Origin of the sequence: Comamonas antarctica (genome assembly GCF_013363755.1) — a bacterium.
In the GTDB taxonomy this organism is placed as follows: domain Bacteria; phylum Pseudomonadota; class Gammaproteobacteria; order Burkholderiales; family Burkholderiaceae_C; genus Comamonas; species Comamonas antarctica.
Genome location: NZ_CP054840.1, coordinates 2,331,474 through 2,354,142, shown reverse-complemented (window position 1 = coordinate 2,354,142; position 22,669 = coordinate 2,331,474). Strand labels below are relative to the sequence as shown.

Below are 22,669 nucleotides of genomic sequence, written 5' to 3'. Positions count from 1 at the left end.
CCGCAGACCGCGAGCGCTGGCTTTGTCTTTTCCAAGGAATCCACTGATGCAAACCCGCAAGATCGGCCCCTTTGATGTCACCTCCGTCGGCCTGGGCTGCATGAACCTGAGCCATGCCTACGGCACGCCGCCCGGCGCCGAGCAGGGCCGCGAGCTGCTGGCGCATGCGCTGGACCGGGGCGTGACGCTGTTCGACACCGCTGCGCTCTATGGCTTTGGCGCCAATGAAACCCTGGTCGGCCCGGTGCTGGCGCCGCACCGCGACCGCATCACGCTGTGCAGCAAGGGCGGCATGGCCGGAGTGGCGGGCGATGATGGCGTGGTGCGCCGCGTGATCGACGGGCGTCCGGCCACGCTGCGGCGCAACTGCGAAGACAGCCTGCGCCGCCTCGGCACCGATGTCATCGACCTTTACTACCTGCACCGCTGGGACAAGTCGGTGCCGATCGAGGAGTCGGTGGGCGAGATGGGCCGGCTGCTGCAGGAGGGCAAGGTGCGCGCGCTGGGCCTGTCCGAAGTCTCGGCCGACACGCTCACGCGCGCGCATCGCGAGCACCCGATCACCGCGCTGCAAAGCGAGTATTCGCTGTGGTCGCGCAATGCCGAGCTCGGCACGCTGGCGCGCTGCGCCGAACTGGGCGTGGCCTATGTGGCCTTCAGCCCGCTGGGCCGCGGCTTTCTGGCGGGGGGCCTGCCCGACGCGGCCACCCTGGGCGACAAAGACGTGCGCAAGCCCATGCCGCGTTTCTCGGCCGAGAACTATCCGCGCAACCTGCGCCTGCTGGAGCCGATGCGCGCGCTGGCCGAGCAGGCGGGCTGCAGCCTCGCGGCGCTGGCGATTGCCTGGGTGCTGCACCAGGGCGAGCAGGTGATTGCACTGCCCGGCACGACGCAACGCAAGCACCTGGACGAAGACCTGCATGGCGCCGAGGTCAAGCTGTCGAGCGCGCAACTGGAGCAGCTCGACGCGCTGTTCCAGCCCCAGGCCATTGCGGGCACGCGCTACGCGGCGCAGGGGCACAGGGAAGTGGATACCGAGGAGTTCGCGACCGGCAATTGAGAAAGCGCCAGGGCGTGGCAGCTGATGAAAGCAATTTTCGGGTTAACCCTGTAAGTAGATAAAAACTATTTAGTTATGATATCGATTGATGAAATCATCATGCCGTGGCACCCGATGCCTGGGGTCACGGCGCCATCGATACAAGCCCCATCTCCCGGGACGCACCATTGCGCCACGCCCCATTACCATGCCGATCTTTCTTTCCGCTACCAACCCCGCAAACCTACTTACTTCTGCGCAGGACGCGGCGCGGGCGCGTCTCCTCCAATGCCAGCAGGCGCAGCTGGCGGCCGATGCCGTTGAACAGGCGGCGCTCAGGGAACTCAATGCCGCGATGCTGGAAAGCCCCCAGCTTCTCGCCGTGCAGATCAACGAGGCCTTTCACAGCTGCGGGGCGTATGGCGATTTGGTCAATCACTTGGCCGAAGCCTTATTCGACGTAGAACATGCCTGGATGTCCGCTTTGCCGGCGTCTCCCTCGCTGCCCTGGGCTGCGCAGGTGACTTCCTTTGCGGCGACCGGCGCCGTTGCGCTGGCCGATAAGGCACGGCTTGATGCGCAGCAGGATTACGAGTCGTGGTGTGACGAACTGGAGATTGCCACCGATTATTTCAATCGGCTCAAGCACGACGGAAATGCCTTGGTGAACGAGGAAATCTCGGACCTGCGCGCGGCTTGGCAAAATGCCGCCCGCATGGCTTTTGATGCGCAGCGGGAAACCAGGGACGCAATGGCATGGGTGGAGGCGCTCTGCGGCGCAGAGTGCCCCGGCAGCCCCGAAATGCCGCGGCAAGACTCCACCTCAGACGCAGCGTCGGAGCTGGCATCCCCCGAAGCGCTGTCCACTGCGGTAGACAGCGATGCCGCGCCCTTGCTGCCGCATGGTTTCACCATGCTGGTCGGTACCGTGCCAGACACGCACAGCGCCGGCGGCCATTACGCCTCCATGTAGGCGCAGCCTGCGGGTGAGGCGGCCATGAAAAAAGCCGCTGCGTCGGCTTGCAGCGGCTGGGATCAGCACAGGCGCCTGTGCGGCGTTACAGTTCGAGGTTCGCGCGCCGGATCACATCGCCGAAGCGCTTGTTTTCCTCGACCATGAAGGTCTTGAACTCCGCGGGTGTCGGGAAGTAGTTCTCGTAGCCGAAGGTCTGGAACTTGGGCTGCACATCGGGTTCGGACAAGGCCTTCATGGTGTCGCGGCGGATCTTCTCGACCACGGCGGGCGGCGTGCTCCTCGGCACGGCGAACGCGTTCCATCCGGTGACGATGGCATTGGCCGGGCCGCCCGATTCGGCGACCGTGGGCACGTCCTCGTAGCCCTTGAGGCGGTGCGGCGCCAGCACGGCCAGGAAGCGCAGCTTGCCCGAGCGCGCGAGCGGCCCGGCAGTGCCCGAGGAGCCCAGCGCGAACGAGAGTTCGCCCGTCGCGACGCTGGTGTAGAGCTGGCTGGTTTCCTTGTAGATCACATGCTCCATCTTCGTGCCGGTCAGCGACTCCAGCAGCGCCGAGCCCAGGTGCACGGGGTTGCCCACCGACCAGGAGCCGTAGTTGAGCTTGCCAGGGCGCGCCTTGGCGTCGGCAATCAGGTCGGACATGCTCTTGTAGGGGCTGTCGGTGGCCACGCAGACGAAAAAGAAGGTTCGAAACAGCGGCAGCACGACTTCGAAGTCCTTGTTGATGTCGTAGGGCAGCTTCTTGAACAGGTGCGGGTAGGCCGCGAGGTGGACGTTGTCCAGCTGGATGATGTCGGTGCCGTCGGTCGCGCCGCGCTTGAAGGCATCGATGGCAATGAAACCGTTGCCGCCAGGGCGGTTCTCGACGATCACCGGCTGGTTCCACATGCGCGACAGCTTGTCGGCCACGAGGCGCGAAGTGCCGTCGGGGCCACCGCCCACCGGGAAGGGATTGATGATGCGCACCTGTTTCGTGGGCCAGTTGGGGGCCGTCTGGGCGCGCGCGGGCGCCATCGCGCCCAGCGCCAGTGCGCCCAGGGCCAGTCCGGCGCTGCGGCGGTTCATCTTGCTTGTCTCGGTGCTCATCTTGTCTCCCTTTTGCGGCGATCGCGTCTTTGTTGCGCATCCTGCCCGGCCCCCTCTGCGTGGAACGGGCAAGTTATTTGTGCATTGTGGCAGGGCGGTATGCATCGCCTAGATGCATGGCTCTCTATCAGCTATAGCAAAATGGCATGGTTACAGCTTGAACCCGCCATGAATCTCCAGCAGATAGAAACTTTTGTGCATGTCGCCGAGACCGGCAGCTTCAGCAAGGCCGCGTTGCTGCTCGACATTGCGCAGCCGGCGCTGAGCCGCCAGGTGCGCACGCTTGAAACCGAGCTGCGCGAAACCCTGCTGATCCGCACCGGCCGCGGGGTGACGCTCACCGACGCGGGACGCCGGCTGCTGGAGCACGGGCACGCGATCATGCAGCGCGTGGCGCTGGCCAAGGAAGACCTGGGCAGCCAGCGCGACGAACCCGTGGGCCGCATCGTGGTCGGCCTGCCGCCGAGCCTGGCGCGCCGGCTCACGCTGCCGCTGATCGACGTGTTCAGCCGCGAGATGCCCAAGGCCGTGCTGGCGGTGGTCGAAGGCTTCTCGGTCAACATGGCGGAGTGGCTGACCACGGGCCGCATGGACCTGGCGCTGGTCTACACGCCCGAACCCCAGCCCCAGGTCGAGGTCACTCCGGTTCTGGAGGAGCGGCTGTGCCTGATCGGCCCGGCCAGCATGGCGCAGCAGAAGTCGGTGCAATTCAAGCAGCTGTCGGACTACCCGCTGATCATGCCGCAGCGCGGCCAGGTTTTCCGCAAGCTGATGGAAGCCCAGGCCACGCTGTCGCAGGTCAAGCTGAATGTGGTGTGGGAGGTCTCCAGCGTGCCCGCCATTCTCGACCTGGTGCGCGGCGGCTACGGCTACGCGGCGCTCACGGCCAGCGCGCTCAGCAGCCTGGACCATCAGGATGAACTGGCCTGCATTCCCATCGAGTCGCCGGGCATCGTCAGCACGCTGTGCATCGCGCAGTCGGCCAAGAAGAAAAGCACGCCGCTGATACGCCGGACGTCGGATCTGCTGCGCGCGCTGTGCCAGGAGGCGGCCATCAGGCCGCTGAAAGAGAAGTGATGGCCGGAGACGGACCAGGCTGATTTGCCGCTGCATGACCGGTGATTGCCTGGGCGTATCCGTCGTCCGGGCATGCGGGCAGGCCGTTCATGGTTCGACGGGGCCGCCCAGGCAGGCTCACCACGAACGGATGGCGGGGGCCATATGCGCGGTGGTAACCGTTCGTCCTGAGCCCTGAGCTTGTCGAAGGGTCGAAGGATGGACGTCCTGTCCTCCAGGCATGAGCGTGGGCCGTCCATGGTTCGACGGGCTTGCCCTCAAAGCAGCGGCCGCAACTCCTGCGCTGCATCCCGCAGCAGCGGCAGCATCTGCCGCTCCAGCGCCTGGGCGCTCATGCGTTGCGCCGACATCACGGCATTGAGCGCGGCCACGGTTTCGCCCGCGCTGTTGCGCAGCGGCACGGCGATGGCCTGGACTCCGAGCTCATGGCCTTCCTGGGCAATGCAGTAGTCCTGCGCGCGCACCCGTGCCAAGAAGGCGCGCAGTTCCTCGGGCTGGGTCAGCGTGTGCAGCGTGAGCCGGTGCAGCCTGCGGCAGGCGAGCCATTCGTCGAGCGCCTTGTCGGACAGCGCGGCCAGCAGCACCAGGCCGGTCGACGCCGCATGCGCCGGCATGCGGCTGCCCAGATGCACGCCATGCGCATAGAGCTGCTGCGCGCCTTCCTGCGCGGTGCTGCGCGCGATGACCACCGTCTCGCTGCCGGCAAGAATCGCCGCGGAAAAGGAGTACGCGGCCATCGCGCTGAGCCGGTTGAGCACCGGCTGCACGGTGCGCGGCAGGCGCGCGCTGGCGAGGTAGGCGCCCGACAAGCCAAGCACCTTGGGCGTGAGCCAGAAGTGGTGGCCGTCCGATTCGAGATAGCCCAGATGCGCGAGCGTCAGCAGGTGCCGGCGCGCAGCCGCGCGCGTAAGGCCCGCGCGTTCGGCAGCCAGCGTGGCATTGAGCCGCTGGCGCTCGGTGTCGAAGCATTCGAGCACGGCCAGGCCCTTGCCCAGCCCGGCGATGTAATCGGCCGGCGCAATGCCGGGTGTGGACGAAGAGGGGTGGGGGAGCATCGGGACCTGGACAGAAATTGCGCGATAGCCGCGCAGTTTGCGCGATCATCGCGCAAAAGTCGATCCTGGTTTGCGCTCGCGCAGAGCATCGCTTCTACGCTTGCCACAAACAACCTAGGTGGAGAGACATATGCGCACACAAGTCGCGATCATCGGCGCGGGCCCCGCAGGCCTGCTTCTGGGCCAGCTGCTGTACGAAGCCGGCATCGACAACATCATCTTTGAGCAGCGCAGTCCCGACTATGTGCTCGGACGGATCCGCGCCGGCGTGCTCGAACAGGTCACGGTTGACCTGCTGGCGCAGGCCAAGGCCGACAAGCGCATGCTTGCCGAAGGCCTGCCGCATGACGGCATCGAATTGCTGTTTGGCGGCAAGCGCCACCGCATCGACCTGCATGAACTCACGGGCGGCAAGCGGGTGATGGTCTATGGCCAGACCGAAGTCACGCGCGACCTGATGGAGGCGCGCAAACGCGCCGGGCTGCTGACCGTGTACGAAGCCCAGAACGTGACGCCGCTGGAGTTCGGCAGCGAGCGTCCGCGCGTGCGCTATGAGAAGGATGGCCAGCAGCACGAGATCAGCTGCGACTTCATTGCCGGCTGCGATGGTTTTCACGGCGTATGCCGCGCCAGCATTCCCGCGGACAGCATCCGCAACTATGAGAAGGTCTATCCGTTTGGCTGGCTCGGCATCCTGGCCGATGTGCCGCCGGTGTCGCATGAACTGATCTACGCCCATACCGAGCGCGGCTTCGCGCTGTGCAGCCAGCGCAGCGCGACGCGCAGCCGCTACTACCTGCAGGTGCCGCTCACCGACAAGGTCGAGAACTGGAGCGATGAAGCCTTCTGGGACGAGCTGCGCCTGCGCCTCGATCCCGAAGCCCGCGCCAACCTGGTCACCGGCGCCTCGCTGGAGAAAAGCATCGCGCCGCTGCGCAGCTTCGTCTCCGAGCCCATGCGCTTTGGCCGCATGTTCCTGGCCGGCGACGCCGCGCACATCGTGCCGCCCACGGGCGCCAAGGGCCTGAACCTGGCGGCCTCCGATGTGGGCTACCTGTCGCGCGCGTTTGCCGAGTTCTACCAGCAGCGCAGCAGCGAAGGCATCGACCGCTATTCCGAAGTCAGCCTGCGCCGCGTGTGGAAGGCCGAGCGCTTCTCCTGGTGGATGACCTCGCTGATGCACCGTTTCCCGGATTCGGGCGACTTCGACCGCAAGGTGCAGGAAGCCGAACTCGACTACCTGGTGCATTCGCGCGCCGGCGCGACCTCGCTGGCGGAGAACTACGTGGGCCTGCCGCTGAACTGAGCAGCATCCGGGCCAGGCTCAGTCCGGCTTGATCTGCGCGCGCGCGATCACCTTCTTCCAGCGCGCCTGCTCGGCCGCGATGAATTGGGCGAACTGCTCGGGCGTGCCGCCAATGGCCTCCGCCGCGTCGCCGCTCAGCCGGCGTTGCGACTCGGGCGCCCTGACGGCCTTCATGGTCTCCGCCGACAGCTTGTCGATATGCGCCTGCGCCATGTTGGCGGGCGCGAGCATGCCGTACCACTGGGTCATCTCGAAGCCGGGAAAGCCCTGCTCGGCGACGGTGGGCACATCGGGCAGCTGGGGCAGGCGCTGGGCCGAGCCGGTCGCGATGCAGCGCACCTTGCCCGACTTGATGAAGGGAATGATGGCTGCCGCGCCAATTGCCGACGCGTCGACGCGGCCGGAGATCAGGTCGGTGAGCATCGGCCCCGTGCCCTTGTACGGCACGTGCAGCATGAAGACCTCGGACGCCATCTTCAGGTATTCGAAAGCCAGGTGGCCCGCGCTGCCATTGCCGGCCGAGCCATAGCTGAGCTTGCCCGGGTTGCGCTTGGCATGGGCAATCAGCTCGCGCAGATTCTTGACGGGCAGGTCGGCATTGACCACATAGAGGCTGGGCACCTTGGCCAGCAGGCTCACGGGCTTGAAGTCCTTGGGCGACCAGGGCAGCTTGTCGAAGATATAGGGGTTGACCGCGAGCGTGCCGATATGGCCCAGGATCAGCGTGTGCTGGTCTTCGGCGCGCGCGACTTCGGACATCGCGATGTTGCCCGCGGCGCCCGGCTTGTTGTCGACAAAGACGTTCTGGCCGAGGGTCTTGGACAGCTCCACGGCCGTCGAGCGGGCGATGATCTCGGAGCTGCCGCCGGGCGCAAAGGGCACGACGAAGCGCACGGACTTCGTCGGCCAGGCCGACTGGGCCCGCGACAGCGAGGGCAGCGCTCCCGCCAGTGCCAGCGCTGCGCCGGCGTGCAGGGCATGCCTGCGGTTGACCGGATGCGGGGCGCGGACGTTGCTGGATTCGGTGGTGGTCACGGGGTTGTTCTCGTAGGGATGGACGTGTCCGATGATGGGCAGCCAGGCTTTCAATCGGCTTTCAGCAAAAGCTGTGTTTACCCTTAGCCTGCTGCCCCGCCGCCCTCGGGCCGGGTACGCCACCAGACCAGCAGCGCCAGCAGGCTCACGCCCGCGCCCAGCAGGCACACGGCCGGCCAGCCCGCGTGCGCATAGGCGGCGGTGCTTGCCAGCGCGCCGGCGCCGCTGCCCACCGCGTAGAACAGCATGTAGAGCGCGATGAGCCGGCTCGATGCCTGCGGCCGGGCCTGCAGGATCAGGCTCTGGTTGGTGACATGCAGCGCCTGGCCGCCCAGGTCCAGCAGCACGATGCCCAGCAGCAGCGCCCACAGCGACTGTTCCATCCACGACAGCGGCCACCACGCCAGCAGCAGCAGGCCCAGTGCCAGCGCGCTCACGCGCTCGCCCTGGCCTGCGTCGGCCCAGCGCCCGGCGCGCGCGCCGGCCAGCGCGCCCACCACGCCGACCAGCCCGAACGCGCCAATGGCCGTGTGCGACAAGCCTGCCGCGCGCAACGGCAGCACCAGGGCGCTCCAGAAGATGTTGAACGCGGCAAACATCAGCAGCGCGAGCAGGCCGCGCACCTGCAGCGTTTTTTCCTCGCGCAGCAGCGTCAGCATCGACGCCACCAGACGCGGATAGCCAGGTGCGCCGGCGGGGGCGGGCATGGCCGGCAGGCGGCGCCACAGCGGCAGTGCGAGGCCGAGCATCAGCAGCGCGGCGACCGCATAGACCGCGCGCCAGCCCGCGAGATCGCTGATGCCGCCGGACACCACGCGCGCCAGAAGCAGTCCGATGAACACGCCGGCCTGGGCCGAGCCCACGACGCGCCCGCGTTCCTGCGGCGCGGCTGCGCTGGCAGCATAGGCAATGAGCCCCTGGGTCATGGCCGTGCCCATCAGGCCCACGGCCAGCATGCCCGAGAGCAGCACCGGCATGCTGCGCGCCAATGCAACCGTGATCAGCGCCGCCATCAGCGCCAGCATCTGCACGGCCATCAGCCGGCGCCGTTCCATGTGGTCACCCAATGGCACGAGCAAGAGCAAGGCCAGCGCACACCCCGCCTGGGTGGCTGTCACCACGCCGCCCACGGCCGCCTGGCCGATGCCGAAGTCATGCGCAAGACTGTCCAGCAGCGGCTGGGCGTAGTAGACGTTGGCAACGCTCAGGCCGCTGGCCGCAGCGAACAGCAAGACCACGCTGCGTGCGAGTGGGGGACGGGGGTCGGCGCGGCATTCGGCGCGGGATGGGGACGCGGTGGCAGACGGTGGATTCATGCAGGGCTTCTTTGCAATCTAGTTTCAAAATAAAACCAGTCCATGCTATGTGAAGCGGTCTTAAAATGCAACCACATTGCCCTGTGCCCGAGGAAGCTGCATGCCACGCCCTGTCGCCATTGATGCCGAACCCTGTCCCGTCGCGCGCTGCGTCGACATCCTGGGCGACCGCTGGTCGCTGCTGATCGTGCGCGATGCATTCGACGGCGTGCGCCGTTTTGGCGATTTCCAGCGCGGCCTGCGCATGGCGCGCAATATCCTGTCGGACCGGCTGCACAAGCTGGTCGAGGCCGGCATCCTGGCCCTGCAGCCCGCCTCCGATGGCTCGGCCTACCAGGAATATGTGCTGACGCCGCGGGGGGAAAAGCTGTTTCCGGTGATCGTGGCGCTGCGGCAGTGGGGCGAGCAGCAGCTGTTTGCGTCCGGCGAGCGCCATTCGCTGCTGCTGGACCTGCGCACGCAAAGGCCGGTGCCGTTCATGCAACCGGTCGCTGAGGACGGCCGCGTGCTGGCGCCGGACGCGACCGTGGTGCGCAAGATCGCCTGACCCGGTACCGCACAAAAAAAAGGCGCTGCATGTGCAGCGCCCGAACTCCTGACGGAGGAGACAAACTTCGATCAGTAAGCGGCGCCGTGCGCCGCGAGTACGGGGTCGCCCTGGATGGCGGCCGAGGCCCGGCCGTCGGCGCCGACCGGCACCTGGCCGACCAGCGTGCTGCGGTAGAGCTGGCGGTCGTATTCAAGCGCGAAGATATCCTGCGGCGCGACATGGGCGGTGGAGCGGTTGTCCCAGAACGCGATCGAGCCGGGCTCCCACTTGAAGCGCACGGTGAACTCGCTGGCCACCGCGTGTTCCCACAGCAGCTCCAGCAGCACGCGGGATTCGCGCGTGCGCAGGCCGCTGATGCTTTTGAGGAAACCCGGGCTGATGTAGAGCACCTGTTCGCCGGTTTCGGGATGCACGGTGACCAGTGGATGCTCGCTGACCAGCGTGTTGTTCTTCACCAGTTCGAGGTATTCGGCCGTGGCGCTCGCGCCCGCAGGCGGGCTGAAGCGGTGCTCGCCGCGCAGTCCTTGCAGGAAGGCCTTGAGCGGCTCCGACAAGGCTTCATACGCCGCCACCAGGTTCGTCCACTGCGTATCGCCGCCGTAGGGCGGGATGGTCACGCCGCGCAGGATCGAGGCCGCGGGCGGGTTGTGCGCCGCGGTCACGTCCGCATGCCAGCCGCTCCAGGGGCGGCGCTCGGGCTCGCTGCCATGGCTGTTGGCGCGGCGGTGCTTGGCAATCGAGTACAGCGCGGGATGGCCCTCGACATGGCCGAATACCGGGTGGCCGATGGTCAGCTCGCCGAACTGGCGCGCAAACGCCACATGCTGCGCGTGGCTCAGGTGCTGTTCGCGGAAGAACACCACCTTCCAGCGCAGCAGCGCCGAGCGGATGCTGTGGATTTCGGCCGCGCTGAGCGGCTGGCTCAGGTCGACGCCGCCGATCAGCGCGCCGATGTGCGCCGATTGCGGTACGGCGCTGATGTGCGGCGTGGCTTCGAGAGCCGTCTGCAGGCGGTCGGTCAGCAGTTGCTGGGGCGAGGCATTGAGGCGCATGTTCATGGTCTGTCTCCTGGGGGTGGTCAACGCGCGTTGGCGAGCTTTTGCGGTGCGTCCGGCAACAGGCCCAGTTCGCTGAGCAGGGCCTGGTTGTTCTTCAACTGGGCGGCGAGCAGTTGCTGCGTGGCCTCGGGCCCCTGGAACCAGGGCTCCCATTGGTTGAGCGCGACGAAATCCTTCCACTCCTTGCTTTGCGACACCTGGCGCAGCGCATCGACCCAGTAGGCCTTCTGCGCTTCGCTGGCGCCGGGCACGGTCATCACGCCCTGGAACGAGTCGCTCACATAGTCGATGCCTTGCTCCTTCCAGGTCGGGGCCTGCGCAAATGCGCCGCCCAGCCGGTGCCCGGCGGCGATGGCCAGCACGCGCACGCGGCCCGCCTGCAGATACGACAACAGGTTGGGCGTGGTGGCGGAGACCACATCGAGGTGGCCGCCCACCAGCGCCGTCATGGACTCCACCGACGACTTGTAGGGCACGATGCGCAGCCCCTTGATGTCGACACCGGCCTGCTTGAGCGGCTGGGCCACGCCCAGGTGGATGTGGTTGCCCAGCGTGGTGGCAATGCCGATCGAGTACTTGCCCGGGTCTTTCTTCAACTGGGCGACCAGGTCCTGCGTGTTGCGCAGCGGCGAGTCGGCGCGCACGACCACGGTGACGTATTCGCGGAACAGCGTGGCCACGGGGGTGCCTTTTTGCAGATGCTCGGGCAGTGCGTTCTGCGCCTGGCTGTTGCCATAGCTGGTGCTGAGCGTCATCAGCGTATGCGCGTCGCCGGGGTGGCGGTGCAGGCCTTCGAGCGCAACGATGCCATGGGCGCTGGATTTGTTGCTGACCACGAACCCTGGCGCGAGCTTTTCGTGCGCCATCAGTTCGGTGAGCTTGCGCGCGGCCACATCGAGCGCCGCGCCGGCGCCGCTGGGCACGAGGAATTCGATGGACTTGCGCGGCCTCCACTCGGCATCGGCCGCCGTCTGGGCCAGCGCCGGCAGCCAGGCGCTGGCGGCCATGGCGACGGCGGCGCCCATTGCGGCGCGACGTGAGACGCCAAGGCGGCGAGACAGGGATGGGATCGTGGTGGGCATGGCGCGGTTCCTTCGCAGACTCCGGCTGCGTGAACCTGCACTGTAGAAACTGCTGCTTATGCGCGGAACTAAGCTTTTCGCATGAGCTTTTGCGAAAAACGCGTAAGCAGCGGGGTGGCTCGCCTCAAGCCGTCACGTATTCCGGATGGCGCGCGCGGATGTCCGCCACACGGCTCAGCGTGCCCGAGAGGTGGGCGCGCAGTGCCGCCTGGGCCTCATCGGGCGCGCGCGCGGCGAGTGCCTCGACGATGCGGCGGTGGTCGCGCACGACGCGCTCGGGGTTTCCGGGCGAGGGCAGGTCGAGCCGGCGCAGGCGGTCGAGATGGCCGCTGCGCCGGCGCACCAGCTCGTAGAGATCGGGCACGCCCGCGGCCTCGTACATCGCGCGGTGGAACGCCTGGTCCGCGGCAATGAAGGCCTCGGCGTCGTGGCCTGCGAGCGCCGCCTGCAGCTCGACCATGCCGCGCAGGCGCGCATACAGCGCCGCGTCGCCGGATTGCGCCAGCGTGCGCACCACCTCCAGCTCGATGGCGCAGCGCAGGAACTGCGCCTGCTCGGCCGAGTGCAGGTCGATGCGGCTGACCCGCGTCGCGTGCTGCGCAAAGATGTCCACCAGACCCTCCTGGCGCAACTGCATCAGCGCATCGCGCACCGGCGTCTGGCTCAGCTGGAAGCGGTCGGCCAGGTCGGTGCGCGACAGCGGCGTGCCGGGGGCGAGCTCGAGGGAAATGATGGCTTCGCGCAGCCAGCCGAAGACCTGGGGCGCTGCCTGGCGGGTGCGGTCGAGCTTGGGAGTGGTGTTCATCAGGGTGTCGCTATCGAAGCCTCGATTCTAGGGTCGACGACATTGACGCACTAATATATTAGTGCTTCAATGGCCGGGCACTTCAATAATTACCGGAGACAATTCCATGCATCGACGCCATGCCCTGGCTGCTGCCGCCTGCAGCGCCGCCTGCCTTTTCACCGCCACCGCGCATGCCGCCGACTGGCCCGCGGCCAAGGCCATCACCTGGGTCGTGCCGTTTGCACCCGGCGGCTCGACCGACGTCGTGGCGCGCATGGTCGGCCAGGAGCTGTCCACGGCGCTCAAGCAGTCCGTGGTGATCGACAACCGTCCGGGCGCGGGTGGCGCCATCGGCGTGCAGGCCGTGGCGCGCGCGCCCGCAGACGGCTACACGCTGATTGGCGGCACCATCAGCACGCATGCGATCAACGCCTCGCTGTACAAGAAGCTGCCCTACGACCCGGTCAAGGACTTCGAGCCGATCACGCTGATTGCCTATGTGCCCAACGTGCTGATGGTCAACAGCAGCCTGGGCGTGAACACCATGCAGGAACTCGTGGCGTGGATCCGCAAGAATCCCGAGAAGGCTTCGTATGCCTCGTCGGGCGCGGGCACCTCGACCCACCTGACCGGCGCGCAGATGTCCGATCTGCTCAAGGTGCCGATGCAGCATGTGGCCTACAAGGGCAGCCCGCAGGCGCTGCAGGATGTGGCCGCGGGCAATGTGCCTTTCCTGTTCGACCAGCTCACGGCCGGGTTGCCGCTGGTGAAGGCCGGCAAGCTCAAGTTCCTTGCCGTGACGACCAAGACGCGTTCGCCGCTCGCGCCCGATGTGCCGACCACGGCCGAGGCGGGTTTCCCGGGACTGGACCTGGTGTCCTGGCAGGCGGTCTATGCGCCCAAGGGCACGCCCAGGGACATCGTGGCGCGCCTGAACACCGAAATCGTCAAGGCGCTCAAGACCCCCGAACTCAGGAACAAGTTCGAGACCCAGTTCGGCATGCAGGTCATCGGCAGCACGCCGGCGGAACTCGCGGCGGTCACCGCCGCCGACACCGCGCGCCTGGGCGAGCTGGTGCGCAAGACCGGCGCGACCACCGAGTAATTCCACGAGACCGTAGAGACCGAAGAGACCATGGCACGCGACATCACCATCACCCACGTCCGCATCACCCCCATTGCCTTTCGCGACGGCCCGCTGCTCAATGCGGCCGGCATCCACGAGCCCTGGGCGCTGCGGGCCATCGTCGAGATCGAGACCAGTGACGGCCGCGTCGGCATTTCCGAGACCTATGGCGACGAGCCCATGCTCAAGGTGCTGGAGCAGGCGCGCCCCTTGCTCATCGGCCTGTCGCCGTTTGCACTGGGCACCATGGAGGAGCGCGTGCGCGCCACCATCAAGGCCGTGCCCGGCGCCGTCGAGTTCGAGCTGGCGCCGGGCTCGCATGCGGCCAAGAACGCGCCCAAGGTGATCAGCACCTTCGAGGTCGGCATGCTCGACCTGCAGGGCCAGATCGTCGGCGCGCCCGTGGTCGACCTGCTGGGCGGGGCGGTGCGTCCATCGGTGCCCTACAGCGCCTATCTGTTCTTCAAATATGCGGAACATATCGGCAACCCCTACGCGCCCGACGCCTGGGGCGAGGGCATCAGCCCCGCGCAGATCGTCGCGCAGGCGCAGCGCATGATCGCTCTCTACGGTTTCCAGAGCATCAAGCTCAAGGGCGGCGTGTTCGAGCCCGCGCACGAGGTGGCCTGCATGCAGGCGCTGGCGCAGGCCTTTCCTGGCGTGCCGCTGCGGCTCGACCCCAATGCCAACTGGTCGCTGGCCGCGAGCATCGCCGCGGCGCCAGCGCTCGATGAGATCCTCGAGTACTACGAAGATCCCACGCCCGGGCTCGAAGGCATGGCCGAGCTTGCAAAGCACACCCGGCTGCCGCTGGCCACCAATATGGTGATCACCACCATGGAGGATTTCCGCAAGGGCTGCGAGATGGGCGCGGTCAAGGTGCTGCTGTCCGACCACCACTACTGGGGCGGCCTGCGCGCCACGCAGACGCTGGCGCGCATGTGCCGGCTGTGGGGCCTGGGCATGTCGATGCACTCCAACTCGCATCTGGGCATCAGCCTGATGGCCATGACCCATGTCGCCGCCAGCGTGCCCAACCTGACCTATGCCTGCGACACCCACTACCCGTGGCAGGAGGAGGAAGTGGTCAAGGGCGGACGCATCCGTTTCGAGCAGGGATCGGTCGTGGTGCCGACCACGCCGGGGCTGGGCGTCGAACTCGACCGTGAGGCATTGGCCACGCTGCACGCGCAGTATCTCGAATGCGGCGTGCGCAACCGCGACGACCTTCAGCAGATGCGCCGCTACGATCCGTCGTTCAGCGGCAAGACGCCGCGCTTCTGAAGCCGCAGCGCGCGCTTGCGCTGGCGCAAAAAAGTGCCTGCCCCGGGCCCCGGTGCCCGGGCTGCGGCGTTAAGCTCGGGGACCTATGGCGCACGTCACCTTTTCCCCTCCATACATCCACCCCGACCAGGCTGCGCACCAGCTGCGCAGCCAGGGGTATGCCGTTCTATCGCCCGCCGACGTCGCGGCCTGGATTGGCGCCGCGCCCGGCGAGCTGCAGGCCTTGGCGCAGGACTGGTCCGATCTGCCGCCCGACGAGCATCTCAAGGACGGCGGCCGCTACCGCCGCCGGCGCCACTCGTGTTTCATCGAGGAAGGCGGCCGGCTGCAGCAGGTGGAGCACCGCGCGCACTGGCAGCCCGTCGAGTACAACGCGCTGCATGGCGGCATGCTGCGCATGTTTGCGCCGATGCGCGATGCCGTCGTGGCCGAGCCCGCTTGGCAGAAGCTGCTCATCGCGCTGGGCCAGCTGTCCGACCAGGTGTTCCGCGCCGGCGGCCCGCCTGCGGCCTGGTTCATCGAGGCGCACCAGTTCCGCATCGACACCACGCATGGCATCGGCCGGCCCACGCCCGAGGGCGCGCACCGCGACGGCGTCGATCTGGTGGCGGTGTTCCTGGTCGGCCGCAAGGATGTGAAGGGCGGCGAAACCCGCGTGTTCGAAGCCACGGGGCCGCAAGGGCTGCGCTTCACGTTGACAGAGCCGTGGTCGCTGATGCTGCTTGACGATGCGCGCATGATCCACGAGACCACGCCCATCCAGCCGCTGGCCGAAGGCGGCTACCGTGATACGCTGGTGGTCACCTGCCGCCGCGAGAACTTTCAAGGCGCAGAGTTTGACACCCATGCGGTGAGTTGACATCGATCAGCGTCCTGGCGGCGCCCGCATGCCACACTGCAGACACACGTTCAATAGAGGAGAAGCATCATGTTCAAGCACATTCTGGTTCCTGTCGACGGTTCGGCCACTTCCCTGCTGGCGGTGTCCAAAGCCGCCGAAATGGCGAAGGTCTTCGGCAGCAGCGTGACCGCGGTCTATGTGGTCGACCCCTATCCCTTCACCGGCGTGGGCGCCGATTTCGCCTACGGCCAGGCCCAGTACCTGAGCGCGGCCACGGCCGAGGCCAACACGGCGCTGGAAGCCGTGCGCAAGATCATGGACGAAGCCGGACAGCCCGTGACCACCGTGGTCGGCGAGGGCCATGCCGTGCATGAAGGCATCGTGCGCGTGCTGGAAAACACCGGCGCCGACCTGATCGTCATGGGCTCGAGCGGCCGCCGCGGGCTCGAAAAGCTGATGCTGGGCAGCGTGACGCAGCGCGTGCTGCGCTCGGTGCATATTCCGGTGCTGGTCGTGAAGCCCTGAAGCTTCGCGCTTGCATGCAAAAAGCCGCTGGTGACAGCGGCTTCTTTCGTGAGATCCAGCGCGTCAGTGGGCAGCGGTGGCGCCGGGGAGGGGCTGGCGGCTCTTACGGCTCTTGAGTACCGCGATCAGCACATGCGCGCCGATCGCCAGGGCCAGCAGCAGCAGCGCGCCCAGGCCCCAGATCGCCCAGGCCAGCACGCTCACGGCGCCGGCAAGCATGGGCACGGTTTCCAGCGCGGCCTGGACCATGGGGCCGATGGCGGCGAGCATCGCCTGCAGGTCGGCCGTCAGCTGCGGGGGAATCCAGGCTGTGGCCCAGGCGGGCCACAGCGCCGCGCCCATTGCGGCGCCACCCCCGGCCAGTGCGCCCGCGCCGGCCATGGCCCAGACCGTGAGCGCGTACAGGCCCCAGCAGGCCAGCGACCAGAACGCCAGCAGCCCAAGAGAAAGAAACCAGCTGAGTGCATAGAGCATGGTGTGTCGTCACTGAAAATCGCAATCGGCCAGTATGGTGGGATCGCCATTCGAAATACAGCAGCTTGAGCCGAAGCGGATATTCGGATTTCACGAAAATACGCCTATGCCCAATTTTCGCCATCTGTACTATTTCTGGATCGTTGCCAAGCAGGGCGGCTTTGCGCGTGCCGCCGAACATCTGGGCATGGCGGTGCAGACCATCAGCGTTCAGGTGCGTGAGCTGGAAAAGGACCTGGGGCATGCGCTGCTCAAGCCCGCGGGCCGCAGCGTGGCGCTGACCGAAGCCGGCCAGGCCGCATTCGCGCGCGCCGAGCAGATCTTCGCGCTGGGCCAGGGCCTGGCCGGCGAAGTGCGCGCTGCCGGCAGTGCGCCCGTGGCGCGGCTGGCGGTGGGCTTGTCCGACGGCCTGTCCAAGCTGGCCGCGCATGCGCTGCTCGCACCGGTGCTCGCAACGCCGCGGCTGCGCCTGGTCTGCCATGAGGGCGAGCTTGACGAACTGCTGTCCGAGCTGGCACTGCACCAGCTCGATGTGGTGCTCGCGGGGCAGGGCGCGCCGCGCATCGCCAACCAGCGCCTGTCGAGCGAGCGCATTGCCAGCTCCGCCCTGCATTGGTACGGTCCCGCGTCGCTGGTGCGAAAGGCCACGCGCGAGCGCTTTCCGCAGTCGCTGCAAGACCTTCCGGTGCTGCTGCCCACGGCGCATGCCCCGCTGCGCGCCACGCTGGACCAGTGGTTCGAGGACCTGGGCGTGCAGCCGCGCATTGTTGGCGAGTTCGAAGACAGCGCGCTGCTGGCGGTGTTTGCCGCGCGCGGGCTGGGCGTGTTCCCGGTCAGCGAGCTCGGCGCCAAGGATGTGGGCCTGGTGCGCGGCCTGCGCTTGCTGGGCGACTGCCCGGATTTGCGCGAGGAAGTGCATGCGATCTGGTCGCGGCGCGGGCGGAACCATCCACTGGTGCGGCAGATCGTCGCTGCGGCGCAGAGGGAGGAAACCACTGCGCGCACCGCTTCAGTCGAAGCCCGCTGACGGCCCGGTGGCAAAAAGCCCGGCGCCCGACCAGGTTGGCGCGCCAGCGGCCTCGGCCGCTTTGCCGATGCGGCTTGTCACAGCCGCCGGCAAGCGCGACAGCACGCGCGGAAAAGCGCGGCAGTAGCTGGCCTGCACCCCTGCCATCACCGCCAACTGGCCATAGCTGATCCAGCAGCCCTCGGGCACGGCCTGCGCCACCTGCGACACGCGCTCGCGCCAATCCTCGCTCAGCACCGGCGCCTGGGCGCGGGAGAGGGCGACGGCGTCGCCTGCGCGCAGTTCGCCGCCGCGCAGCACGCGCGCCAGCATGCCGCGCTCGGCGCCGATGGTCTTGAGCGTGCCGGGGCAGCGGCGCTCCAGCAGGCTGCAAGGCTCGCACTGGAAGGTCAGCCAGAGCACCACCTCGCTGCCCACGCGCAGCAGGTCGCCGGAGCGCAGCCCGCTGGTGGGGAAATCGACACGCAGATTCTCCCGCAGCGCCATGGGCGGCAATTGCCAGTGGCGATAGGCATCACTGGCCGCAAGCAGCAGCTGGCGCGGGGAGAGTGCCAAGGCGTGGCGATCGCCCGCAAGCCCGTGGCCGGCTACCGCCTGCGCCACTGCCACCGGCTGCGGCGCGCGTTCCGCGTGCGGGCGCAGGTAGAGCGCTTCCAGCGATCCAAGCGGCTGCCAATCCATGCCGAAAACGCTGCCCCAGCGTTCAGCGCTGCGGCATGTCCTTGGTCGAGTAACCGAGGCTGATGGTCGCGTCGGCCGCGATCGCGGGCATGCTTGCATTCCACGTTTCCCACGCGGCGCGCATCCGGGCCAGCCGCTCGGGGTCGCGGCCGGCCTGGTTGGCGCGTTCGCGTTCGTCGGCGGGAATGTTGAACAGGTACTCGTTGCCGTCGACGCACAGGTACTTCCAGTCGCCGTCGCGCAGCGCCTGCTGGCCGCGGTGGTTCATGCGCCAGTGCAGCGGGCGCGCGAAGCTGTGGCCGGGCTCGCGCAGCACGGGCAGCAGCGATACGCCATCGAGCGGGTAAGCGGGCGCGGCCGAAACGCCTGCCGCATCGAGGATGGTGGCCGACCAGTCCATGGTCATGCACAGCTGCCGGCTCTCGCTGCCGGGCTTGATCACGGCCGGCCAGTGGGCAATCCACGGCACGCGGATACCGCCTTCGGTCAGGTCCATCTTGCCGCCGACCAGCGGCCAGCTGTCGGAAAAGCGTTCGCCGCCGTTGTCGCTGGTGAAGATCACCAGCGTGTTCTCGGCCAGCCCATGCTGCTTCAGTGCCGCCATCACCCGGCCTATGCCTTCATCCATGTGGTGGATCATGCGGCGGTAGGTGTGGATGTTGCCGCCCGAGAGGTCGAACAGGTTGTCCTTCACCGTGGGCGCGCGGGCCGCGTCGTCGCGCGTCTCCCAGGGCCAGTGCGGCGCGGTGTAGTGCAGGCTCAGGAAGAAGGGCGCGTCCTGCTGCGCCATGCGGCCGACGTAATCGACTGCGCGCTGCGACAGCAGGTCGGTGAGATAGCCCTCGGACTGCGCAGCCTCCGCACCATTCCACAGGTCGTGGCTGCCGCGCGAGTCGCAGTGCGTGAAATAGTCGATGCCGCCCGACAGCGGGCCGAAGAACTCCTCGTAGCCCGAACGCAGCGGACCGAAGTGCGGCGGATAGCCCAGATGCCACTTGCCGATCAGCGCCGTGCGGTAGCCGCCATCGCGCAGCAGCGAGGGCAGGGTCGGATGCTCCGGCGGCATGCCCAGCGTGCTGCTGCCGCGGCTGTCGCTGCGGATCGGCTCCTCGGCCGCGCCGCGCAGGCGGTACTGGTAGCGGCCGGTGATCAGCGCGAAACGCGTGGGCGAGCACACCGGAGAGTTCGAGTAGCCCTGAGTCAGTTTGAGGCCGCCAGCCGCCATCTGGTCGAGCACGGGGGAGACCGGGCCGAATTCGGCGTCGCGGCCGCCGTAGCAGCCCAGGTCGGCGTAGCCGAGATCGTCGGCAACGATGAAGATGATGTTGGGTCGTGTCATGGACATCTGCGCTCGCGTGGCCCTCAGGGCTGGTAGCCGGACTTCTGCACCACCGGCGCCCATTGCGCGCGGTAGGCGTGGAGCATCTTGACCGTTTCGGCCTGCGTGCTGACCACGGGAACCATCATCGCGTCCTTGAAGCGGCTGGCGGTTTCGGGCTCCTGCATGACGTCATGGATGGCGCGCGCCAGGCGCTCCACCTTGTCCTTGGGCATGCTCGCCGGCGCAAAGAAGGTGTTCCAGCCGGTGGCCGCCAGGTCCAGCCCGGCTTCCTTGAAGGTGGGAATGCCGGGTGCGAACGGCGAGCGCTGCGCGCCCGACAGCGCCAGGATGCGCAACTTGCCGGCTTCATGCTGGGCGACGACGACATCGAGCGTGTCGACCGCGACCGGCACCTGGTTGCCGAGCAGGTCGTTGAGCAGCGGCGCCGAACCGCGGTAGCCGACGACCTGCGTGGGCACGCCGGCTTTCGCGCCGGCCATCAGCGCAAAGAAATGCGGCAGGCTGCCGGTGGCGGGCACGCCGAAGTTGGCCTGCTGCGGATGGGCGCGCAGCCACTCCAGCAGCTCGCCCAGGTTGCGCACGGGCAGGCTGGGCGACACCGCCAGCGCGAAATCGTAGGTGTTGACATGCGAGACCGGCACGAAGTCGCGCTCGGCGTCGTAGCCGTTGTCCTTGAATACCAGGGGCGCGACCACCATGACCGCGGGGTTGGCCAGCATCAGCACATTCTGGTTGGCGGGCGTGGCCTTGACCTGCTGCGCCGCGAGGCGGCCGCCCGCACCCGATTTGTTCTCGACGATCACGGGCACGCCCAGGCGCGCGCCGAGCTTGTCGCCGACGATGCGCGCCACGCGGTCGGTGGCGCCTCCGGGTGCATAACCGACGATGATGCGCAGCGGGCCGTCGAGCAGCGGCTGGGGCTGGGCGTGCGCGGCGGGCGCGATGCCGGCCATCAGGCCGGCCAGGGCGAGGGCGCCGCCGGCGCGGCCCAGGAAGTGGCGGCGCGAAGGCGTCGGGCGGTGAGTCATGCGGCATCTCCTGTTGTTTTGGCAGCGGCACGGATTCTTACATGGCTCGGATCCGTTTTGAGCCGGCGCCGCATGCACAAACCGAGGAGGGTTTCCGTTCGTCCTGAGCCGGTCGAAGGATGAATGGCCAGCTCTCGAAAACCCGCGCGCTTGACTTCAAGCCACCCGGATCAATGCGCCGCGGCTGCCTGCGCCACCCCGCGTGCCTGCCGCGCGACGCGCACGAACTCCGGCAGAAAGGTGCGGCGCACGCCGTCCGGGAACTCCACGGTCACCGAGTTCTGGTCGGCTTCGACGACCTGGCCCGCGCCGTAGCGTTTGGCGCGTACCGTGTCGCCCCCCGCGAAGCGCGGCTTGGCCGGCGCGGCAGGGCGGATCTCGATCGGCGGCACGACGGCAGCGGGCGCCAGGCGCGACAGCGCCGCCAGCCGCTGGCAGTTGTCGCAGTGGCCGCAGGTGTCGAACGAGGGGGCTTCGCCCAGCGCCGCCAGCACCGCCTGCCAGCGGCAGCGCCCGCCCTGCGCATAGGCCACCATGGCTTCCAGCGTCGCGCCATCCTGCTCGCGCCGCGTGCGGTAGCCGGTGAGCAGGGCTTCGAGCGCCGCGGCATCGAGATCCTGGACCACATGGAAACGGCCGGCGCGCGTGCGGCGCACGGCCTTGTGGCTGCGCAGCAGGCTCAATGCCACCAGCACCTTGGCGCGCGGGCGCTCGGCGGCCTCGACAATGGCGTCGGCCGACCAGCTGCCCTCGGGCGCTGGCTGGTGCAGCAACGCCATGATGGCCTGCAGGTCGTCGAGCGACGGGTAGCGGCCCGACAGGAAAAAGCTCTGCAGCGCGCGGTCCTGCGGCACGTAGAGCAAGGTGCAAGTGGCGTTTTCGCCGTCGCGGCCCGCGCGGCCCGCTTCCTGGTAGTAGGCATCGACGCTGGCAGGCATCTGGTAGTGCAGCACGAAGCGGATATCGGGCTTGTCGATACCCAGTCCAAACGCGTTGGTGGCCACCATCACGCGCACCCGGCCTTCCATGAAGTCGTCCTGTGCCTGCGCGCGCTCGCCGGCATTGAGCCGGCCGTGGTACAGGCCCACGGACTCGCCCTCGGCCGCGAGCTTGGCATGCAGCTCCTCGGCGCATTTGATGGTGGCCGTGTAGACGATGCCCGATCCCGCGTAGCCCGCCACCAGCGCCAGCGCCCGGGGCAGGCGGTCGGCGGCGCGCGCCAGCGGCTCGACGGCAAATTGCAGGTTGGGGCGGTAGGCGCCGGCCTGCACGACGTCCTTGGCCGCAATGCCCAGCAGCGCGATGATCTCGGACATCACCGTGGGCTTGGCGGTGGCCGTGAGCGCCAGCACCGCGGGACGGCCCAGCGCGCGCACCGCCGGCGCGATCTCCAGGAAAGCGGGGCGGAAGTCATGGCCCCATTCGGAGATGCAGTGGGCTTCGTCGACCACCAGCAGGCTCACCGGATGGCGCGACAGCGCCGTGGTCAGCGCCGGATCGGCAATCTGTTCGGGCGTGGTCAGCACGATGCGGGCGCTGCCGTTCTCCACGGCCTCGCGCGCGGCCGCGAGTTCCTCGCTGCCGATGGCGCTGTTGATCTGCACCGCCGCCACGCCCAGCGCGCGCAGGGCGTCGCACTGGTCCTTCATCAGCGCCACCAGCGGCGAGACCACCACCGTCGTGCCCGGCAGCAGCAGGGCGGGCAATTGGTAGCACAGCGACTTGCCCGCGCCCGTGGGCATGACAGCCAGCGTGTTCGTGCCCTGCAGCACGCGCTCGATCACCTCGAGCTGGCCGGGCCGCAGCCGCTTGAGGCCAAAGACCTTGCGCAACGTGGTGTCGATGGGGTTGGCGGTGCGGCGCGTGCGGGCGGGGGTGGCGCGGGGAGCGGTGCTCATGGGATGGGGCGTGCGGAAATGAGGAGGAAGCTGGTCTTCATCATGGGCGGGCATCCTCCCCCGCGGCGCCGGACTCGC

Annotated in this window: 22 protein-coding genes; 10 read left to right on the top strand and 12 right to left on the bottom strand. The window is 67.9% G+C overall.

What is annotated here, in order from left to right:
• Window positions 1-46 precede the first annotated feature (46 nt).
• Window positions 47-1,060 carry an aldo/keto reductase gene (locus HUK68_RS10965; RefSeq protein WP_175504177.1) on the top strand — a complete coding sequence of 338 codons (1,014 nt, stop codon included), beginning with the start codon at window positions 47-49 and terminating at the stop codon, window positions 1,058-1,060.
• 187 nt (window positions 1,061-1,247) lie between these two features.
• The gene (locus HUK68_RS10960; protein ID WP_175504176.1) at window positions 1,248-2,012 is read left to right on the top strand and encodes a hypothetical protein; all 765 of its coding nucleotides are present in this window, start codon (window positions 1,248-1,250) and stop codon (window positions 2,010-2,012) included.
• Window positions 2,013-2,097: 85 nt separating this feature from the next.
• Here the strand turns inward: HUK68_RS10960 and HUK68_RS10955 are convergent, their stop codons facing one another.
• Window positions 2,098-3,099: a Bug family tripartite tricarboxylate transporter substrate binding protein gene (locus tag HUK68_RS10955; protein WP_175504175.1), complete on the bottom strand. Its 1,002-nt coding sequence runs from the start codon at window positions 3,097-3,099 to the stop codon at window positions 2,098-2,100.
• A 168-nt stretch (window positions 3,100-3,267) separates the two neighbouring features.
• Between HUK68_RS10955 and HUK68_RS10950 the strand changes: the two genes are divergently transcribed.
• On the top strand, window positions 3,268-4,176 hold the full coding sequence (locus HUK68_RS10950) for a LysR family transcriptional regulator (protein WP_175504174.1): 909 nt from the start codon (window positions 3,268-3,270) through the stop codon (window positions 4,174-4,176).
• Window positions 4,177-4,433: 257 nt separating this feature from the next.
• Here HUK68_RS10950 and HUK68_RS10945 read toward each other — a convergent pair whose 3' ends face one another.
• Window positions 4,434-5,231 carry an IclR family transcriptional regulator domain-containing protein gene (locus HUK68_RS10945; protein ID WP_175504173.1) on the bottom strand — a complete coding sequence of 266 codons (798 nt, stop codon included), beginning with the start codon at window positions 5,229-5,231 and terminating at the stop codon, window positions 4,434-4,436.
• A gap of 130 nt (window positions 5,232-5,361) precedes the next feature.
• Here HUK68_RS10945 and pobA point away from each other — a divergent pair, with 130 nt between their 5' ends.
• The gene (gene pobA / locus HUK68_RS10940; RefSeq protein WP_175504172.1) at window positions 5,362-6,537 is read left to right on the top strand and encodes a 4-hydroxybenzoate 3-monooxygenase; all 1,176 of its coding nucleotides are present in this window, start codon (window positions 5,362-5,364) and stop codon (window positions 6,535-6,537) included.
• An 18-nt stretch (window positions 6,538-6,555) separates the two neighbouring features.
• Here pobA and HUK68_RS10935 read toward each other — a convergent pair whose 3' ends face one another.
• Together HUK68_RS10935 and HUK68_RS10930 are read right to left on the bottom strand one after the other, a co-directional pair.
• Entirely contained in the window at window positions 6,556-7,572 is a 1,017-nt protein-coding gene (locus HUK68_RS10935) for a Bug family tripartite tricarboxylate transporter substrate binding protein (RefSeq protein WP_390887783.1), read from the bottom strand.
• An 83-nt stretch (window positions 7,573-7,655) separates the two neighbouring features.
• Complete coding sequence (locus HUK68_RS10930; RefSeq protein ID WP_175504171.1) at window positions 7,656-8,888, bottom strand: MFS transporter; 1,233 nt, start codon at window positions 8,886-8,888, stop codon at window positions 7,656-7,658.
• Between the two features lie 100 nt (window positions 8,889-8,988).
• On the opposite strand from HUK68_RS10930, the gene HUK68_RS10925 reads away from it, so the two are divergent.
• Window positions 8,989-9,435 (top strand): winged helix-turn-helix transcriptional regulator, encoded by a 447-nt coding sequence (locus tag HUK68_RS10925; RefSeq protein WP_175504170.1) that lies wholly within the window; start codon window positions 8,989-8,991, stop codon window positions 9,433-9,435.
• Between the two features lie 71 nt (window positions 9,436-9,506).
• On the opposite strand, the gene HUK68_RS10920 is transcribed toward HUK68_RS10925, so the two are convergent.
• The 3 genes from HUK68_RS10920 to HUK68_RS10910 all read right to left on the bottom strand — a co-directional run bounded on the left by HUK68_RS10920 (window position 9,507) and on the right by HUK68_RS10910 (window position 12,383).
• Window positions 9,507-10,496 carry a TauD/TfdA dioxygenase family protein gene (locus HUK68_RS10920; protein ID WP_175504169.1) on the bottom strand — a complete coding sequence of 330 codons (990 nt, stop codon included), beginning with the start codon at window positions 10,494-10,496 and terminating at the stop codon, window positions 9,507-9,509.
• 20 nt (window positions 10,497-10,516) lie between these two features.
• A complete protein-coding gene (locus tag HUK68_RS10915; protein ID WP_244146140.1) occupies window positions 10,517-11,578 on the bottom strand; it encodes a Bug family tripartite tricarboxylate transporter substrate binding protein in 1,062 nt (353 codons plus the stop codon).
• A gap of 124 nt (window positions 11,579-11,702) precedes the next feature.
• Window positions 11,703-12,383, bottom strand: coding sequence for a GntR family transcriptional regulator (locus HUK68_RS10910; protein WP_175504168.1), 681 nt, complete (start codon window positions 12,381-12,383; stop codon window positions 11,703-11,705).
• 106 nt (window positions 12,384-12,489) lie between these two features.
• Between HUK68_RS10910 and HUK68_RS10905 the strand changes: the two genes are divergently transcribed.
• From HUK68_RS10905 to HUK68_RS10890, 4 genes are all read left to right on the top strand, one after another.
• A complete protein-coding gene (locus HUK68_RS10905; RefSeq protein WP_175504167.1) occupies window positions 12,490-13,470 on the top strand; it encodes a Bug family tripartite tricarboxylate transporter substrate binding protein in 981 nt (326 codons plus the stop codon).
• Between the two features lie 30 nt (window positions 13,471-13,500).
• A complete protein-coding gene (locus tag HUK68_RS10900; RefSeq protein ID WP_175504166.1) occupies window positions 13,501-14,775 on the top strand; it encodes a glucarate dehydratase family protein in 1,275 nt (424 codons plus the stop codon).
• Between the two features lie 85 nt (window positions 14,776-14,860).
• Entirely contained in the window at window positions 14,861-15,634 is a 774-nt protein-coding gene (locus HUK68_RS10895) for a 2OG-Fe dioxygenase family protein (RefSeq protein ID WP_175504165.1), read from the top strand.
• 69 nt (window positions 15,635-15,703) lie between these two features.
• Window positions 15,704-16,141 carry a universal stress protein gene (locus HUK68_RS10890; RefSeq protein ID WP_175504164.1) on the top strand — a complete coding sequence of 146 codons (438 nt, stop codon included), beginning with the start codon at window positions 15,704-15,706 and terminating at the stop codon, window positions 16,139-16,141.
• 63 nt (window positions 16,142-16,204) lie between these two features.
• Here the strand turns inward: HUK68_RS10890 and HUK68_RS10885 are convergent, their stop codons facing one another.
• Window positions 16,205-16,615, bottom strand: coding sequence for a hypothetical protein (locus HUK68_RS10885; RefSeq protein ID WP_175504163.1), 411 nt, complete (start codon window positions 16,613-16,615; stop codon window positions 16,205-16,207).
• A 106-nt stretch (window positions 16,616-16,721) separates the two neighbouring features.
• Here HUK68_RS10885 and HUK68_RS10880 point away from each other — a divergent pair, with 106 nt between their 5' ends.
• On the top strand, window positions 16,722-17,642 hold the full coding sequence (locus HUK68_RS10880; protein ID WP_175504162.1) for a LysR family transcriptional regulator: 921 nt from the start codon (window positions 16,722-16,724) through the stop codon (window positions 17,640-17,642).
• Here HUK68_RS10880 and HUK68_RS10875 read toward each other — a convergent pair.
• The 4 genes from HUK68_RS10875 to HUK68_RS10860 form a co-directional block, all read right to left on the bottom strand.
• Entirely contained in the window at window positions 17,625-18,323 is a 699-nt protein-coding gene (locus tag HUK68_RS10875) for an MOSC domain-containing protein (RefSeq protein ID WP_175504161.1), read from the bottom strand. The genes HUK68_RS10880 and HUK68_RS10875 overlap by 18 nt on opposite strands.
• A 22-nt stretch (window positions 18,324-18,345) precedes the next feature.
• Window positions 18,346-19,662 carry a sulfatase family protein gene (locus HUK68_RS10870; protein ID WP_175504160.1) on the bottom strand — a complete coding sequence of 439 codons (1,317 nt, stop codon included), beginning with the start codon at window positions 19,660-19,662 and terminating at the stop codon, window positions 18,346-18,348.
• 23 nt (window positions 19,663-19,685) lie between these two features.
• Window positions 19,686-20,693, bottom strand: coding sequence for a Bug family tripartite tricarboxylate transporter substrate binding protein (locus HUK68_RS10865; protein WP_434082438.1), 1,008 nt, complete (start codon window positions 20,691-20,693; stop codon window positions 19,686-19,688).
• A gap of 170 nt (window positions 20,694-20,863) precedes the next feature.
• Window positions 20,864-22,591, bottom strand: coding sequence for a RecQ family ATP-dependent DNA helicase (locus tag HUK68_RS10860; protein WP_175504159.1), 1,728 nt, complete (start codon window positions 22,589-22,591; stop codon window positions 20,864-20,866).
• Window positions 22,592-22,669: the final 78 nt, after the last annotated feature.

Coding starts and splice junctions, on each gene's coding strand:
- HUK68_RS10965 (WP_175504177.1), top strand. CDS start 47: ATGCAAACCCGCAAGATCGGCCCCTTTGATGTCACCTCCGTCGGCCTG.
- HUK68_RS10960 (WP_175504176.1), top strand. CDS start 1,248: ATGCCGATCTTTCTTTCCGCTACCAACCCCGCAAACCTACTTACTTCT.
- HUK68_RS10955 (WP_175504175.1), bottom strand. CDS start 3,099: ATGAGCACCGAGACAAGCAAGATGAACCGCCGCAGCGCCGGACTGGCC.
- HUK68_RS10950 (WP_175504174.1), top strand. CDS start 3,268: ATGAATCTCCAGCAGATAGAAACTTTTGTGCATGTCGCCGAGACCGGC.
- HUK68_RS10945 (WP_175504173.1), bottom strand. CDS start 5,231: ATGCTCCCCCACCCCTCTTCGTCCACACCCGGCATTGCGCCGGCCGAT.
- pobA (WP_175504172.1), top strand. CDS start 5,362: ATGCGCACACAAGTCGCGATCATCGGCGCGGGCCCCGCAGGCCTGCTT.
- HUK68_RS10930 (WP_175504171.1), bottom strand. CDS start 8,888: ATGAATCCACCGTCTGCCACCGCGTCCCCATCCCGCGCCGAATGCCGC.
- HUK68_RS10925 (WP_175504170.1), top strand. CDS start 8,989: ATGCCACGCCCTGTCGCCATTGATGCCGAACCCTGTCCCGTCGCGCGC.
- HUK68_RS10920 (WP_175504169.1), bottom strand. CDS start 10,496: ATGAACATGCGCCTCAATGCCTCGCCCCAGCAACTGCTGACCGACCGC.
- HUK68_RS10915 (WP_244146140.1), bottom strand. CDS start 11,578: ATGCCCACCACGATCCCATCCCTGTCTCGCCGCCTTGGCGTCTCACGT.
- HUK68_RS10910 (WP_175504168.1), bottom strand. CDS start 12,383: ATGAACACCACTCCCAAGCTCGACCGCACCCGCCAGGCAGCGCCCCAG.
- HUK68_RS10905 (WP_175504167.1), top strand. CDS start 12,490: ATGCATCGACGCCATGCCCTGGCTGCTGCCGCCTGCAGCGCCGCCTGC.
- HUK68_RS10900 (WP_175504166.1), top strand. CDS start 13,501: ATGGCACGCGACATCACCATCACCCACGTCCGCATCACCCCCATTGCC.
- HUK68_RS10895 (WP_175504165.1), top strand. CDS start 14,861: ATGGCGCACGTCACCTTTTCCCCTCCATACATCCACCCCGACCAGGCT.
- HUK68_RS10890 (WP_175504164.1), top strand. CDS start 15,704: ATGTTCAAGCACATTCTGGTTCCTGTCGACGGTTCGGCCACTTCCCTG.
- HUK68_RS10885 (WP_175504163.1), bottom strand. CDS start 16,615: ATGCTCTATGCACTCAGCTGGTTTCTTTCTCTTGGGCTGCTGGCGTTC.
- HUK68_RS10880 (WP_175504162.1), top strand. CDS start 16,722: ATGCCCAATTTTCGCCATCTGTACTATTTCTGGATCGTTGCCAAGCAG.
- HUK68_RS10875 (WP_175504161.1), bottom strand. CDS start 18,323: ATGGATTGGCAGCCGCTTGGATCGCTGGAAGCGCTCTACCTGCGCCCG.
- HUK68_RS10870 (WP_175504160.1), bottom strand. CDS start 19,662: ATGACACGACCCAACATCATCTTCATCGTTGCCGACGATCTCGGCTAC.
- HUK68_RS10865 (WP_434082438.1), bottom strand. CDS start 20,693: ATGACTCACCGCCCGACGCCTTCGCGCCGCCACTTCCTGGGCCGCGCC.
- HUK68_RS10860 (WP_175504159.1), bottom strand. CDS start 22,591: ATGAGCACCGCTCCCCGCGCCACCCCCGCCCGCACGCGCCGCACCGCC.